This is a genomic window from Chitinophaga sp. 10T418, assembly GCF_056394125.1.
The window spans coordinates 533,761-549,694 of record NZ_JBFTHG010000006.1 but is presented as its reverse complement, the minus strand read 5'-3'; the positions used below and the strand labels follow the sequence as shown (position 1 = coordinate 549,694).

At 47.1% G+C, this 15,934-nt stretch carries 10 protein-coding genes; 8 read left to right on the top strand and 2 right to left on the bottom strand.

The window, feature by feature from the left end:
• Positions 1 to 37: 37 nt before the first annotated feature.
• From AC1DCV_RS20375 to AC1DCV_RS20355, 5 genes are all read left to right on the top strand, one after another.
• A complete protein-coding gene (locus AC1DCV_RS20375; protein ID WP_477024886.1) occupies positions 38 to 1,027 on the top strand; it encodes a FecR family protein in 990 nt (329 codons plus the stop codon).
• Positions 1,028 to 1,047: 20 nt separating this feature from the next.
• Complete coding sequence (locus AC1DCV_RS20370) at positions 1,048 to 4,512, top strand: SusC/RagA family TonB-linked outer membrane protein (RefSeq protein ID WP_477024885.1); 3,465 nt, start codon at positions 1,048 to 1,050, stop codon at positions 4,510 to 4,512.
• A 12-nt stretch (positions 4,513 to 4,524) separates the two neighbouring features.
• Positions 4,525 to 5,994 (top strand): SusD/RagB family nutrient-binding outer membrane lipoprotein, encoded by a 1,470-nt coding sequence (locus tag AC1DCV_RS20365; protein WP_477024884.1) that lies wholly within the window; start codon positions 4,525 to 4,527, stop codon positions 5,992 to 5,994.
• An 89-nt stretch (positions 5,995 to 6,083) separates the two neighbouring features.
• Positions 6,084 to 8,330, top strand: coding sequence for a hypothetical protein (locus AC1DCV_RS20360; RefSeq protein ID WP_477024883.1), 2,247 nt, complete (start codon positions 6,084 to 6,086; stop codon positions 8,328 to 8,330).
• 10 nt (positions 8,331 to 8,340) lie between these two features.
• Positions 8,341 to 10,482: a hypothetical protein gene (locus tag AC1DCV_RS20355; RefSeq protein ID WP_477024882.1), complete on the top strand. Its 2,142-nt coding sequence runs from the start codon at positions 8,341 to 8,343 to the stop codon at positions 10,480 to 10,482.
• A 153-nt stretch (positions 10,483 to 10,635) separates the two neighbouring features.
• On the opposite strand, the gene AC1DCV_RS20350 is transcribed toward AC1DCV_RS20355, so the two are convergent.
• Both AC1DCV_RS20350 and AC1DCV_RS20345 read right to left on the bottom strand, forming a co-directional pair.
• A complete protein-coding gene (locus AC1DCV_RS20350; RefSeq protein WP_477024881.1) occupies positions 10,636 to 11,214 on the bottom strand; it encodes an NAD(P)H-dependent oxidoreductase in 579 nt (192 codons plus the stop codon).
• Between the two features lie 79 nt (positions 11,215 to 11,293).
• Positions 11,294 to 11,863, bottom strand: coding sequence for a Crp/Fnr family transcriptional regulator (locus AC1DCV_RS20345; RefSeq protein WP_477024880.1), 570 nt, complete (start codon positions 11,861 to 11,863; stop codon positions 11,294 to 11,296).
• Positions 11,864 to 12,487: 624 nt separating this feature from the next.
• Here AC1DCV_RS20345 and AC1DCV_RS20340 point away from each other — a divergent pair.
• Genes AC1DCV_RS20340 through AC1DCV_RS20330 form a run of 3 tightly spaced genes read left to right on the top strand, consistent with a single transcriptional unit; the run spans position 12,488 to position 15,927 of the window.
• Positions 12,488 to 13,060, top strand: coding sequence for a Pvc16 family protein (locus AC1DCV_RS20340; RefSeq protein WP_477024879.1), 573 nt, complete (start codon positions 12,488 to 12,490; stop codon positions 13,058 to 13,060).
• A gap of 3 nt (positions 13,061 to 13,063) precedes the next feature.
• Positions 13,064 to 14,098: a hypothetical protein gene (locus AC1DCV_RS20335; protein WP_477024878.1), complete on the top strand. Its 1,035-nt coding sequence runs from the start codon at positions 13,064 to 13,066 to the stop codon at positions 14,096 to 14,098.
• An 11-nt stretch (positions 14,099 to 14,109) separates the two neighbouring features.
• Positions 14,110 to 15,927, top strand: coding sequence for a phage tail sheath family protein (locus tag AC1DCV_RS20330; protein ID WP_477024877.1), 1,818 nt, complete (start codon positions 14,110 to 14,112; stop codon positions 15,925 to 15,927).
• The last annotated feature ends 7 nt before the right edge of the window (positions 15,928 to 15,934 follow it).

The following is a 15,934-nucleotide window of genomic DNA, read 5'->3' as shown; positions in this document are numbered from 1 at the left end:
GATTCCCGACTCTTCTGATTGTATAAGGTACTTTTTTATGAACTATGGTGGATACGCTGCCGCAGATTTTGCGGCAGATGCCTCATTCCGGGCATGGGTGCTGCATGATAGAGATAAGGCTGCTTTCTGGGCGGACTGGCAGTCAGCGCATCCGGAAAAAGAATCCGTGCTGCAGGAAGCAAAGGCAATGGTACTTGCACTCCGCTTCCGGAGTAATGAGGTAAGTATGGAAGAAATGCACGCCGTAAAAGATCAGATAGACAACCTGCTGAACGATGCCGTTGTTAAAAAAAATAACGGACTACCGCGCAGCAGACGGCTATATGTCCTGGGCGCAGCAGTGGTTGCTGCCAGCATAATCCTGTTGGCCGTTATATGGTATAGTACCGGTAGTGCAGCCCCGGAAAACATCATCGTACAAACCGGTTTTGGTGAAACCAAAACTGTGCAGTTGCCGGATGGATCTGTAGTACAGCTCAACGCCAATTCATCCATCACCTATCCTGCCAGATGGCAGCAGGATAAAGTAAGAACAGTGACACTAAATGGAGAGGCCTATTTTAATGTATCTAAGTCCCCTGCGGGCCTGCATCCTAAATTCCGGGTGTTAATGCCACAGGTGACCATTGAGGTAAAAGGCACCGCTTTTAATGTATATAACCGGCATGATCACGTAAAAGTATTACTGGAAGAAGGAAAGATCGTGGTAAATGATAGCCTGCATATGCAGCCCGGCGATAGGATGTTGTTTACACCCGGCGCATACCAACGGCTGCAGGCCGATGCGGCACAACTCACTGCGTGGAAACAACACCGCCTGGTATATCGCGATGAATCATTGATCAATGTAGCACAGCAATTAGAAGATATTTACGGCTATCATATTCAATTCAGGAATAAAAGGATGGAAGGCCTGCTGTTCACCGGTTCTGGCCCTGCTGCCGATCCTGGGATGCTATTGAAAGCTATGGCCACCGTGCATCAGCTGAAAATGACACAAAACAATTCAGTCATCATTTTTGAATAAAGGTCTTAAAATTTACAGTTATGCAAAAGAGCTTTACGAAGCTTTATGCTCCATGGAGCGCCCTGCTGCTGTTATTGTTACTGCTGACTACCCACACGGGAGCACAACAATTAATGGTGAACAGCGGAAGCACTCCAGGGGAAGCAGAATCCATCTCCCTCCGCCAAATGCTGACCAACCTGGAAACCAGGTTGAATGTCAGCTTTAATTATTCGCCCGTACAGGTAGCAGACAAGTTTGTTGCCGCAAAACAGGCACGGTTAACTGCCGGCAACCTGGATGGGCAACTCAGTAAAATACTGATGCCACTGGGATTACAGGTGGTGAAACTCAGTGAGCATGATTACGCCATTCGCGCAACAGCAGTATCTAAAGTAACTGCTGTTGCTGATGTACAGGTAAAAGGTACGGTAACAGATGAAAAAGGGAAAGCGGTTCCCGGTGTAAGCGTGCATGAGAAGGGTACTTCCAATGGAACTGCTACAGATGCCAGCGGAAATTTTTCGTTGCATGTAAGCAACAACGATGCAGTGCTGGTATTCCGCTCCGTAGGTTATCTTACAAAAGAACAACCTGTTGCCAACGGCAATATGCAGGTGCAGTTAACAACGGATATTCGGAGTCTTGATGATGTGGTGGTGACCGCACTCGGTATTAAGCGCCAGGAAAAAGCGCTGGGTTATTCTATCGCTACCTTGAAAGGCGACCAGGTAAGCACCGTAAAAGAAGTAAATATTGCCAATGCCTTATCCGGTAAGGTAGCTGGTGTAAACGTCAGAAGTACGAGTTCTGATCCCGGTGGCACCTCCCTGGTGACCATCCGCGGACAAAGCAGTCTTAGTGGCTACAATCAGCCATTATATGTAGTAGATGGTATTCCTATTGCGCCGGCAGTACGTAATCCAACACAACCGGTAGGAGAGGTAGTGGTAGATTATGGAAGTACGGTGTCTGACATCAATCCGGATGATATTGCTAATATCAGTGTACTTAAAGGGGCCAGTGCCTCTGCTTTGTATGGTTCACGCGCTATCAACGGCGTAATACTGGTAACCACTAAATCCGGTTCCGGCACAAAGAAAGGGTTGGGTGTTTCGGTAAACTCCAGTATTATGCTGGACCAGCCCTGGCTGTTTCCGAAATTCCAGAATGAATTTGGCGCCGGCGACAGGGCCGGATCTGATGAAACCATCTCTGAAGCGTCCTGGGGGCCCAGACTGAATGATGGATCCAAACATGTACAATGGGATAGTCCGCTGGATGCCAATGGTAACCCTATTCCCACCGACTGGGTAGCCTATCCTAACCGGCATAAGGATTTTTTCCGCACCGGTTCAACGTTTACCAACAATATTGCGATCACTGAAAATAATAAAGACGGGAATCTGCGTCTTTCCTTCACTAACCTGAGTAACGAAGGAATTACTCCCAATACTGATCTTAAAAGGAATACACTTAATCTCGCTGCCGGCTATACCCTGCATCCAAAGGTAAGAGTGAGTACCAATATCGGCTATACGAAAAATAGTAGTGGCAACCGTCCTACTTTCAATCGGGGGAGTGTCAGCAACATTGTATATACCACTACGCCTAACATTGATATCAAAAAACTGCGTAATTACTGGTTGCCTGGCAAAGAAGGGTTGCAACAGTTTACACATTTGCCCGGAAGTACAGATAATCCCTACTTTGTGGCATATGAATTCACGAATGCGTACGACCGTGACCGCATCATGGGCAACGTAGAATTAAATATAGAGATTACGAAAGACCTTACCCTTATGGGCCGTACCGGTATGGATCTTTATTCGGAATCCCGGGAAAGTAAACGGCCATTTGGTTCGATCAATAATGAGACGGGCGCCTATGCTGTTTCCACAGAGTATTTCCGGGAACAGAATACCGACTTTCTGCTGACGTATAAAAAGCAACTCAACAAGGATTTCTTTTTCTCTTTATCAGGTGGTGCTAACCGCATGAATCAGGTGGGAAGAGGTACTTCACAGAGTTCCGAAAGCCTGGTAATACCGCAGTTATTCAATATTTCCAATGCCAAGGCCGGTACTGTCAGGAATATCTCCAATAGGTCTACCAAACGTATCAACAGTGTGTATGGAATGGGACAGGTAAGTTATCGTAATTACGCTTTTCTTGACCTGACAGCCAGAAACGATTGGTCCAGCACCCTGCCTGCAGGTTCTAACTCTTATTTTTATCCTTCGGCCGCCTTAAGCCTGGTGGTGTCAGATATGCTGGACATTAAATCCGAGGTGCTTTCTTTTGCCAAGCTGAGAGCCAGCTGGGCACAGGTAGGTGGTGATACAGATCCTTATAACTTATATAATACGTTTAATTTCGGACAGGACTGGKATAACGTGAAACAGGCTAATATCAGCGACGTCCTGAAGAATAATCACCTTAAACCACTCATTGCTACCTCGCATGAATTTGGTGCAGATGTCCGGTTCTTAAAAGGAAGACTGGGAATAGATTTTACTTACTATAACACGGTGAATCGTAACCAGATTATTCCTATTCCCACCACATCGGCTTCCGGTTATAAAAGCATGATTGTAAATGCGGGAAAAATACAGAATAAAGGTATTGAGATCGCATTGAATGCAACGCCGGTAGCAGGGCCATTGCGTTGGGATCTCCAGGTAAATTATACCCGTAACCGTAACAAAGTACTGGAGCTGGTAGATGGTATCAGCAGCTATCTGGCCGGTGGGGCAGAAGGTATACGCTTCCTGGTACAGGAAGGTTCTGAAATGGGTGATATGTATGCACAGGGATGGGAAACGGTGCCGGATGGAGAGCATAAGGGAGCACCTTTACTGGCCAGCGATGGAAGTTATCAGAAAGTAAATGATTATATAAAGATTGGTAATTATAACCCTGACTTTTCAATAGGTATTTCAAATACTTTCAGCTATAAAGGATTTACGCTGAATGTACTGATCGACTGGCGCCAGGGAGGGAAATTCTTCTCCTATGTAGCCAAGAATCTGTTGAGTGATGGCCGTACAGAAACGACCCTTCCGGGCCGTGATCCTAAAAACGGGGGACTTACCTGGACAGATGATGCCGGCCATCAACGTACAGATGGTATGATCCTCGATGGTTATATCGATGCCGGCAACGGTAAATATAAAAAGAATGATATCATCACAGATCCGGAGAACTACTATGGCGAATACTACTGGAGTTTTAACGGTCGTTCTACCTTTGATGCCAGCTATGTAAAATTGCGGGAAGCTTCGCTCACCTACAACTTTTCAAAGAAAACACTGGGTAGATTGCCACTGGGAAATTTGTCGGTATCACTGATAGCCCGCAACCTGTTCACCTGGACCGCTGCGGAAGCAGGATATGATCCGGAAACGGCTATGACCATCTCGAATGGTAGCTTCTCTCCGGGAGTAACCAGTTGGGGATTGCCTTACACCCGTTCCTTTGGTGCTAAAGTAGGTTTCAATTTCTAAACCAATAATTGTATGGTTATGCAACGCATGCCTTTAAAATATTACATACTACTTTTCGGTGTGCTTTTCGCTTCCTGTAAAAAGGGATTGGAGGAGCTCAACGTAAATCCGAATGAATCAGAAGTGATCAACCCGGAATTCCTGCTGTCGTCTGTGCTGATCAAAACAGCCTATATGTACCAGGATGAAGCCTATACGAGTAAACCTGCGTCTGCCGGCCGTTACATCACAATGGTGCGCAATGAAGGCGACGATAAATTTGACTGGGGGCCTCAAAGCTGGGACGATTATTACAGCCGGCTGTCTGCCAACCGTGAAATGATGGACCTGGCCACCAAACAAAATGCACCTCAATATATCGCCGTAGGTAAAGTATTGGAGGCATTTAACTTTGCCTATGTTACAGACCTCTTCGGAGATATTCCTTATAGTGAGGCGCTATTGCTGAAAAGCCAGACACTGAGCCACCCTAAATACGACCGGCAGGAGGTGATTTATCCCGCTTTGCTGAAAACATTAAGAGAAGCCAATGATGGACTGGCCAGCAGTAGTGGCGACATAGATGCCAAAGCAGATGTGATGTACGGAGGGAAGGCCATCCAGTGGCGTAGGTTTGCCAATTCACTCCGGCTAAGAATGTTGTTGCGCATATCAAAAAACTATAGCACTGCTTTTACTGAAATGCAGGAGATCCTCAATGATAAAAATAAGTATCCGATCTTTGAAAGCAATGCAGACAATGCAGAACTAAAATACCTTGGTAAGATAAGCGATGATAGCTGGCCACTATCCAATTCATTCGCCGAATTTGACAAACGTAAACCCAGTAAAGAAATCGTAGATGCACTGCTAAAGCGCAAAGATCCACGGCTGCAGGTATGGATCGCTAAAGTCGATTCACTGAAAGGAGGCACCATTGATACGCTGCCATATGTAGGTGTACCTAACGCTATTTCAGCTCCTTACGACTACAACGGCGGTGCCGATCATATATCGCGTCTTTCTAAAATGTTTGCAAGTAAAAGTGATCCCATGGTTAATGCTACGATGCTTACCTATGCGGAGGTATGTTTTATCCTGGCAGAATGTGTACAGGCGGGGAAAGTAACGGTAGCAGGGAAAACAGCCGAAAATCTTTACTATGATGGCATCAACGCCAGCATGAAATATTACGGTGTTGATAAAACAGCGACAGATTCGCTTTACTACAATCAGCCACTGGTGAAATACAACGGTACATTGGAACAACTGATTGGTCAGAAATGGATCGCCGGATTCATTAAAACCCCGGAAGCGTGGTTCGATAACCGCCGCACCGGATTCCCGAAATTCGTACTGGGACCACTGTCCTCTACGCCTGTTTTACCCAAACGTTATATCTATCCAACCGGCGAGCGCGATACCAATGAAGATAAATACCAGCAAGCTTTAGCTGTATTCGGTCCTGATAAACAAACCACCCTGATGTGGTACCTGAAATAAAATATTAAATGAAGCGGGTGGCCCGTTGCCACCCGCTATTTTGTCCTGCTATTCCTTTTTTTCTTTGTTAAGTCGTCTTAAATTAAATAATGAAAGGATTCCTTACTATACTATTTTTAATTCCACTTTTTTGTAGCGCTGCCGGTTTGCAGCAGGTAACTATTGTTAGTAAAGATAAACAGATCGCCGCCCAGGTATTACAGGAAGAAGTACAACGCCGTACCGGTCTTACCTGGCCGATCAGTAACAAGATGCCGGAGAACGGTACCGTGATTGTATTTGACAGCATTAAATGCGCACCGGAATCATATCATATCCGGACAACCATCGATAAAAAAAGACAAATTATACAAGTGACCGGTGATGGCGCCCGTGGCTTGCTGTATGGTGCAGGTTACCTGCTCCGTATCATGGAGTACAGGCCGCAACAGGTAACGTTGCCGGATATACTAAAAGTAGATGCCAGCCCGGAAAAGGCCGTGCGCGGGCATCAGATCGGTTACCGCAATCTGGCTAACTCCTATGATGGATGGACGCCGGAGCAATACGAACAATACATCCGCGACCTGGCGATTTTTGGGGCGAACAGTATTGAAGCCATTCCTTTTATGCCGCCGTCGCCCCATTTCCACCTGCCCTCCATGGACATGAATGCGCGTATCAGCGGCTTTTGCAAAAAATATGACCTGGACTTTTCGGTATGGACACCCGCCACTTTTGATCTGAAAGATACCGTAAAGAGAACCCATTACCTGCTGCAGTTTGATACCCTCTTCCGGCAGGCAGTACGACTCGATGCTGTGTTCTTTCCCGGCGGAGATCCTGGTAACAATCCACCACAACTGGTGATTCCGCTGCTGGAAGAATTATCCGTTGCCTTAAAAAAGTATCATCCGAAAGCGCGTATCTGGTTATCGCTGCAAGGCTATAACCCGGACGAATGCGCGTTCGTTTATTCCTATATCCATCAACACATGCCGACGTGGCTGGGCGGGATCGTAGTGGGTCCCTCCAGTCCTTCGCTGGAAGACACCAGGGCAGCATTGCCCGCCACTTATCCTATTCGTCACTACCCCGATATCACACATACGGTACGTTGTGATTACCCCGTAGTATGGTGGGATCCTGCGTTTGCCATGACGTTGGGCCGTGAGCCTGTGAACCCGCAGCCCTTGTACTACGCTAACATTTATCGTTTTATTGCACCGTATATGGATGGCTTTATCAGCTATTCCGATGGGGCGCATGACGACATCAATAAAATGGTTTGGAGTATGCTGGGCTGGAACAGCCAGGCAGATGTCAGGGAGATGCTGATACAATACAGCAACTTCTTTTTCGGTACTGCCTTCCGGGAAGATGCTGCTGACGGTATTCTTGCGCTGGAAAAAAACTGGGACGGTGCTATCGCCGATAATGGCGGCATCGAAGCAACATGGCTGTTATGGCAAAAGCTGGAGACGGAACGTCCGGAGCTGGCCACTAACTGGCGCTGGCAGATGTGCCTGTTGAGAGCTTACTATGACGCCTATACGAGAAAACGTGCTATCCGTGAAGCAGCACTGGAAGCTGCTGTGAATCGTACCCTCCTGGAAGGAGGCGATGCTATTGGCCGCGCAGAGAGAATATTGAAACAGGCAGATGAAGTCATCATGCCGCAATGGCGCGATCGTATCATCGCATTATGTGACGCACTTTTTAAATCAGTCGCCCTGCAAACCAGTGTAGCCAAATACCAGGCTGCCGGTCCGGAAAGAGGTGCAGTACTGGATTTCCTCGACCGGCCGCTGAATAACCGCTGGTGGCTGGAAGACCAGTTCCGTTATATTCGTACACTACCGGAAACGGCACAACGAAAAGCACTGGATACCATTGCCCGCTGGGAGAATCCCGGCCCGGGAAGTTATTATGATGCAGTAGGCAATATTTCCAAATCGCCGCACGTAGTGCGTACGGAAGATCTGCACACCGATCCGTTGGTGCGCAGGAGTGATGCCCCCGGCTTCGATTGGTGGGAGAGTGGCTATAGCCGTAAAAGACTTTCCTGGATGGTAAGTCTGCGCTGGCCTTCTGCTATGCGCTACGACCACCTGGATACCACGGCGCAATATGTGATCCGCGTAACCGGTTATGGTGAAAGCCTGCTGCGTGCCAATGGCGTAAGACTTACCCCCGGCTTATACAACAAAGGTATCGGAGAACTTAAAGAATTTGCGGTACCTCCGGCGCTGAGTAAAACCGGCACTCTTTTACTTACGTGGGATAGTATAGATGAAGAACACCTCAACTGGCGCCAGCATTCAAGGGTCACCGAAGTGTGGCTGATTAAATTATAAAACTATCGGAATGAAGAAATTAACTAACCTGGCAGCAGCTCTGCTGCTGTCGTGTGCTACCTATGCCACGTCCGACCAGCCTTTCACACAGGCGGTATCTGTTAAGTATCATGTTCCGGCAGGACTGCAGCTACTTAAAGTCATCACAGATTACAACGACAATGTACAGGTACTCACTTCGCAGGGATTTTATCGCCTCAGTGGAAACGACCTGGTACGGGATCTTCGCTTCCGGCCACTGGCTCAGAAAGTACCGGTGGATGTGACCACACAGGAAAGCAGCGGACACCTGTATTATCTGTATCCGGATAAATGCCTGACCAATGGTTACGCAGGGGTGCCTTATATCAATTTGCCGCTGAATAAATTCAACCGCGTGGTGGTAGATGCTGCCGGTCGTATGCTATTATCCGGTAACAATGCCCTGGCGATTGGTCACAAGAGTCAACTGCAGGAATTACCCGTCATCCCGGAGAGCATTCAAAGTATGGCTGCCAATGCAGGAGAGTTTTTTATCCTGAGTGCCAAAGCAGTATATCGTTTTGACGGAACACAGTTTGTTCGTGTACATGCTGTTAACGGGGCCACGGCCATGGCTTTCAATGGAAACGATATTATACTGGGTACTGCCAACGGTTATTACGGCATTAACCGCCGCACAGGTGACACGAGTTTGTCCCTGCAGGTACGTGTACCCGTTCCCGATATACGTGCGTTAATGGTGGTGAATGGACATCTCTGGGCAGGCACACCGGAAGGTGCTTTCATGAAAACGGATGCCGGCACCTACCGTTACTTCGCCTCCCACCGCTGGCTGGATCAGGATGTGGTAAAAGACATGGCTGCCGATAGTAACGGTGACGTATATATCCTCACTGCTACCGGTCTCAATAAAATAGCATTTACCCAACAAACACTTGCTCAGAAAGCTGCTTATTTCGAACGCAAAATCCGGGAACGCCATATCCGTTACGGCTTTATCGCTAACCTGCAGCTAAACCCTCCCGGTGATATAGCTTCCGCTGAAATGGCGGATACAGATAATGATGGTCTCTGGAGCAGCTTTTATCTCGGCAGCCAGGCTTTCCGTTATGCAGTGACGCATGAAGCAGTCGCCAAACGTTATGCCTGGGAAGCTTTTGAAGCGTTTGAAAGAATACTCTCTATCAACCAGCTGAAAGGATTTCCTTCCCGCACATTTGAAAGAAAAGGCTACAAGAACTCCGACCCCGAAAGATGGCGCGATTCGCCCGATCCGGAGTGGGAGTGGAAAGGACATACCAGCAGCGATGAATATGTGGCCTATATCTGGGTAGCTGCCATCCTGCATGAAATGGTAGCAGAAACGCCGGAAGAAAAACAACGGGTCACTGCTTTCATTGATAAAATCATGACCCATATCCTCGACCATAAATATACCCTGGTGGATATAGACAATAAGCCTACGCTGTGGGCCCGCTGGGGACCGGAATACATCAACTGGTATCCGGTTACCATCGGCGACCGCAGATTGGGCAGTACCACCATCATGGCCGGACTGCAGTTAGCCTACGCGCTCACCGGAAAGGAACGATATAAAACAGAAGCCTATAAGCTCATTAACAAGTACGGCTATCTGAAAAATATCCTCATCGACTATCGCACTATTAAACCTACACCGGGCTATCTGCACATGGGCATTGATATGGGCATGGGCGACTGGAATCATTCTGATGATGAAATGGCTTTTTTGACTTATTGGGTACTGTATAGGTATGCATTTACCGATGAGCTGAAACAGCAATACAAAGGCGCTATCCTCAATCACTGGGCAGTAGAACGTCCGGAGAAAAATGCGCTGTGGAACCTGATCACGCTGGCAACAGCCGGTGAACAGGATGCTGCTGCCACCACGTGGTGGCTCCAGACTTTTCCGATGGACCTGGTTACCTGGACCATCAAAAATTCAAGCCGGAAAGATATTACCCTGCTGCCACCCAATTTCCGTCATCAGGCTACGGAAGTACTGCTGCCATTGGATGAACTGCCAGTACACCGGCACAACGCCAATGCCTTCACATTGGATGGTGGTCATGAGGGGGAGTCGGAACTGGCCGGCGATGAATTTCTGCTGCCATACTGGATGGCACGGTACCTGAAAGTATTGGAATAGATCATGCAGAATATTACCAGAAAGCCGCTATCATCAGTCGATGGTAGCGGCTTTGCTTTTAGGAGGCTGTGTGGCTATAAATATTCTTATGGAGCCAATAAATCATGTTATTTTCTTTATAAAGCCAACTGTGTCAGCTTTGCCATCAGAAATTTACTTTCCACTTCTTCCAATCCGTTCCACTATCCGTATGCCTTTTTCAATTGCCTGTGGGGAACGATGTTTCACATTGCCCAACACCGTCACTTTTACCGGCGATACGCCGCAGAATTTTAAGGTGGCGGTCTTCATGGCGCGAATGCCTGCTTTGCCGTACACGAGGCGGTTGTACCATGCCGGCGCATCCATGGTAGTAATTATATGTCCTGATTTATGTTTGAGCAGTTTATCCCACATCGCGGATTTTTCCCTGTACTTAAATGTTTTTCCCGGCAGAAATACTCTGTCAATAAAGCCTTTGAGCAATGCCGGCATGGTACCCCACCAGGTGGGATAGATCCATACCAGGTGGTCTGCGGCCTGTATCTGTTGCCAGGTAGTTTCGAGGTCGGGCTCCCAGGTGGTTCTTTCCCGGTATCCATGACGGAGGTTGAGTTCAAACTTTAAATCATATAAATGTATCAGCTGTGTATCATGTCCTGCCGAAAGCGCCGCCTGCTGATATGCGGTGGCTAAAGCGCTGCAATAACTGCCCGGATGCGGGTTGCCCTGTATAATCAATATCCTTTTCATACTTTATATCTGTTACTGCACGAAATTGCCGGATATATCGAAGGCATTATTTGATATAAATCAAAAAGTGGGATATCGCTTAATATCTGCCACGCAGACGGCTGAGGGTTTCCGGAGTGATGCCCAGGTAGGAGGCCACGTAGCCAAGGGGCGCGCGTTGCAGCAACTCAGGTTGTGTAGCCAGCAGGGTTTGATAGCGTTGTTCGGAAGTTTGCAGCCGGATGGCTTTCAACTCTTTTTCCTGATCCAGGTAGTAGTGGGTAATCATGATACGGCCCAATCTTTCCAGTTCATGGTGGGCATCGTACAAGGCTTCCAGTGCGGCAAATTCTATGTAAAACAGCTCACTGTCTTCCAGTGTTTCTATACCATAAAATGCGGGTTCATTTGATAACAGGCTGCCCATGGCACAAACCACGCAGCGCGGAGTGCCAAAAGAAGAGGTGACTTCTTTGTCGTTGTGCGTATAATAGGAGCGTACCAGTCCTTTGTGGACAATGAAGATATGCTGTGCTGGCCTGTTTTGTTGCTGTATAATTGTTTTTTTAGGAAAATGTTCCAGGTACAAACAACTCTTTAAGGCAGTTTGTGCAGCAAGAGACAATGGGGTGATCGTGGTGAAATAGTCTATGAGTGCTTGAACAGGCATATGAAAAACGAATAAAAAGCGAAGGTAGGATAATGTTGGCGATGGAGTAATATGATTTAAATTTCACATTATTGGGTAGTTACTTTGTTCTTGTATGCTGCCATTTTTCCCTAAGTGTTTTCCCGTATTTTAAGCACTACGTACTTGTCCCGGATGCTCCCTTTGTGTTTTTATTAAGCAAGATGATAACCGCTACCACACTGCATTTATATCCGGCCGATATCAACAGGAATTCTGACTTCCAACGACTGGTGTAATAAAATTAATTTTAACAGATTTTGTATTTTAATTTATTTTGTCTAGTTTCATGTCTGGAAAAACTGAGTACACCCCAAGCCCCAATGTATCGGCGATTTAGATTTTTTTAATTGTAACTCCAAAAAAAAATCACAAGAAAAATGGTCTCGTCACTTTAACAAACTTCTATAAGAAGTTACTTTTTTCAGTTGAATTATTTGCCGCTTTACCGCGTTGCAGCTAAGGTTCACTGTCACTACTGGTTATATTCTGTGTAATTCGGTCTGTGCAATTTTACAAGTCTTCATTATGCATTCGCGTAGTGTGCCTCCCTATTGGCAGCTACCAGCGTATGAAAATTTGTTGCCCCTAAATACAACATATTTTATGATTGATCTATTGCTTGCAGAGATGGTAGCAAAGCTAAATCTCTATTTTAGTCTGCGATCGAAAGGTGGCCCTGGTGATCTCTTTGAATGCGTGATAGGAGACGTGTCTATTCACGATAAAAGTGCCGAGGGTGGAGGTGAAGAATTGTTTCATGATAAAGTGATCCTGACACTGGTATCTGTGGAAGAAGAAAATGCCATGAGAAACAATTATCCGCTCCGCGAAGTCGGCACCAGTTTCGTCAGAGAAAAGAGTGCCGTATACATTAATGCATTCCTGCTTTTTTCTGCGAAGTACGATTCATATGTTACCAGCATGCAGGCCATCAGCCAGGTGATCAGTTGCTTTCAGTCGGCCAGGCGCCTCGTCATTTCGGTGAATGGAGAAGCCCAGGAAGCAGTACTGAATCTGCACAACCTCGGCTTCGAGAATCTCAATAATCTCTGGACGGTAATGGGAGGCAGATACCTGCCCTCTGTCATCTATAAAGCACGCGTATTAATGTTCCAACAGGCGCCACCAATAAGTGGTTCGCTGATCACTGACATACATGGAGATGAAACTGTTTAAATAATGTTACACTTCAAATACACCCCACTGGTTTCGCTTGAGGTAAAACATGCATACTATAGTAATGCACATGCTACAGATGCTGTTTTTACACCGCTACCTTCTGCATTGGCTGTCATGGATGCATACGGCTTGAAATTCCGCCAGACAGATGGTAATCTGCGCATCTATCTGAAACGTGATGAAGCAGGAGATCCTTTTATAAAACTGGATACCGTCATCGATCTGTACTTCGGCGTGCAAATAAAAACAGACCTGTTGAATATCACCAACAGCTTCGGGAAAGGACGGTATTGGTTTTCTAATCTCAAAGAAGATGGTACCTATCAGCAGCAGTTGATTTTAACCGCCGTCAATGAATTACCCGATATCGCCGGTCAGCAAACCATGCTTAATTTTCCCGTTGGTACCGTGGATGCGGTAACGCTGAAACGCCCCGCTAACACTGCCGGAGGATGGGTAGATGTGGGTACGGAAGCTGTGGATAAATTGAGTGGTGCTGTAAAAATAACTGTGCAGCAACCTGGATTATATCTGCTGGAAAAACAGCTGACAGGCGGTGGTACAGCTAATATGAAAATGGTGTTGAGTGATGAATTGTTGAAGCAAAGCAACAACTGGGCGGTTCTTCATCTGCAATTAAAACCTGGTGACGACAACCTGGTATTTACGCTCACACTGGGGGCACGTTCTTCCAAATGGCAATACTACCTGATAGAACCATTTGATCGTGGTGGTGCCACCGTAGATCCTGCCAAACTCACGATTGCCTACAGCGTGTCGGGTTCTTCCCGTTATCCGCCTGGTGTGGGCATCGTCAAAAGAGCACCTACTCCCACAGAAAAAACATATATCGATGGCCTCAAAGCCGATGGGAAAATAAAAGAAGTACATCTCTTTGAATCACTGATCCCTATTGTGTTAGCCGACGGAGAACAGCCCATTGTAAAACTGAATAAAGATTTAGGTGGAGAAGTAGGACATATCGCAATTCCGGATAGAAGCATGAAAAATACAACTATCATTTATAAACTCTAAATGCAAATAACATGGCAGCCTTGCTAGATTTAAGAATGCCTGGCGTCTACACCCAGGAAATTTCTACCCTCCCCCCAACGGTGGGCGTGATCCCCAGCGCCGTACCGGTTTTTATTGGTAACACCCAAAAAGCGGTAAAGAAAGGGGACGACCTGCGCGGAAAACCCACCAGGATCAAGTCGATGAAAGAGTATGAAGACTTGTTCGGAAGTGCGCCGCTACAGCACATTGATGTCACCATTGATGAAAGCACCGGTCAGCCGGAAGTGAAGGTGACAGAGCCGGCAGACTTTAAGTACAAAATGTACCATTCTCTGTTGTTTTATTATGCCAACGGCGGCGGGCCATGCTATATCCTGTCTGTTGGCGGATACGATACAGACCCGGATCCGGAGGAAATGAAAGGTGCAATCCCGGCACTGAAGAAGGTACAGGAAGTAACCATCCTGGTATTTCCTGATGGTACCTCCCTCAGTGAAGACGAGTACCAGGGAGTGATCGGAGTAGCCTTACAACATTGCAGTATAATGAAAGACCGGGTTACCGTGATCGATCTGCATGACGTAAACGGCGAAGACCTCACCGCTATCGAGAACGGCTTCCAAACGCATATGCCGAACGATATCGAGTATAAGAAATACGGGATGGCTTACTATCCTTACATCAAAACGATCTTCAGCTATAACTACGCAGAAGCAGATGTAGTGGTGAAATCCCATATACAGGCGATACCTGGCGACACCGGTACGGTATCTGACCTCAAAGCAAAAGCAGCTGCCTATCTCGCTGCCACAGCCGCATTACCTGCTGCTGTAGCTAAAGTTGATGGATTGACCGCTGATAAAAAAGTGCTCACCTATCTGAAAACAGCCCTGGATGCATATAAGACAGCAACTCCTGCGGCTACTGATGCAGACCTGGTAGTACAGCTCAAAAAGATTTCAAAGGATTCGGGAAATCCACTGCCAACAGATGTTGGAAAAGATGTGGATAAGCCAGGCGCTGCTCCGCAGACTATCCTGAACACTGCACTGACTACCTTGCAAACAGCGCTGGATACCGCCAATACCGCAGTAACCACCGCACAGGGAACGCTGGCAACTACGCTGGCCGCATTGAAAGCAGCGGTGAAAGCCATCGGAAATGGCGTGAGCATACCGCTGACAAACTTCAGTCTCGATGTGATCAAAGATGCGAACAACCTCATCTACGGTAAGATCAAAGATGCTATTTCAAATTTAGCTGTAACACTGCCTCCATGCGGCGCTATCGCTGGAATCTATGTACGCACAGATGCTAACGCCGGCGTATGGAAAGCACCTGCCAACGTGAGTGTTTTCGGTGGTATCAGACCAGCACTGGACATCGATGATGACCTGCATGCTAATCTGAATGCGCCTTCCAATGGTAAAGCCATCAATGCCATCCGCACCTATCCGGGTCGTGGCTTGCTGGTATATGGCGCCAGAACACTGGCCGGCAACGATCTCGAATGGAGATATGTAAATGTGCGCCGCACTTTCTGCTTCATAGAAGATTCTGTTGCCATCGCCATGCAGGACTTCGTATTTGAACCCAATAACGAACAAACCTGGATCAAGGTCCGCGCTATGATCAAGAGCTTCCTCAACAGGCTCTGGAAAGCCGGCGGCCTTTATGGCAATACTCCCGCCGATGCATATGAAGTGATTTGCAGTGCACCGGAATCCATGAGCGATGACGATGTACTCAATGGCATCATGCGCATCTTCATCAAGGTGGCAGTAGCAAGACCAGCAGAATTCATCGTATTGCAGTATGAACATAAGTTCGAACTGGTCGAATCTTAACGGTAAA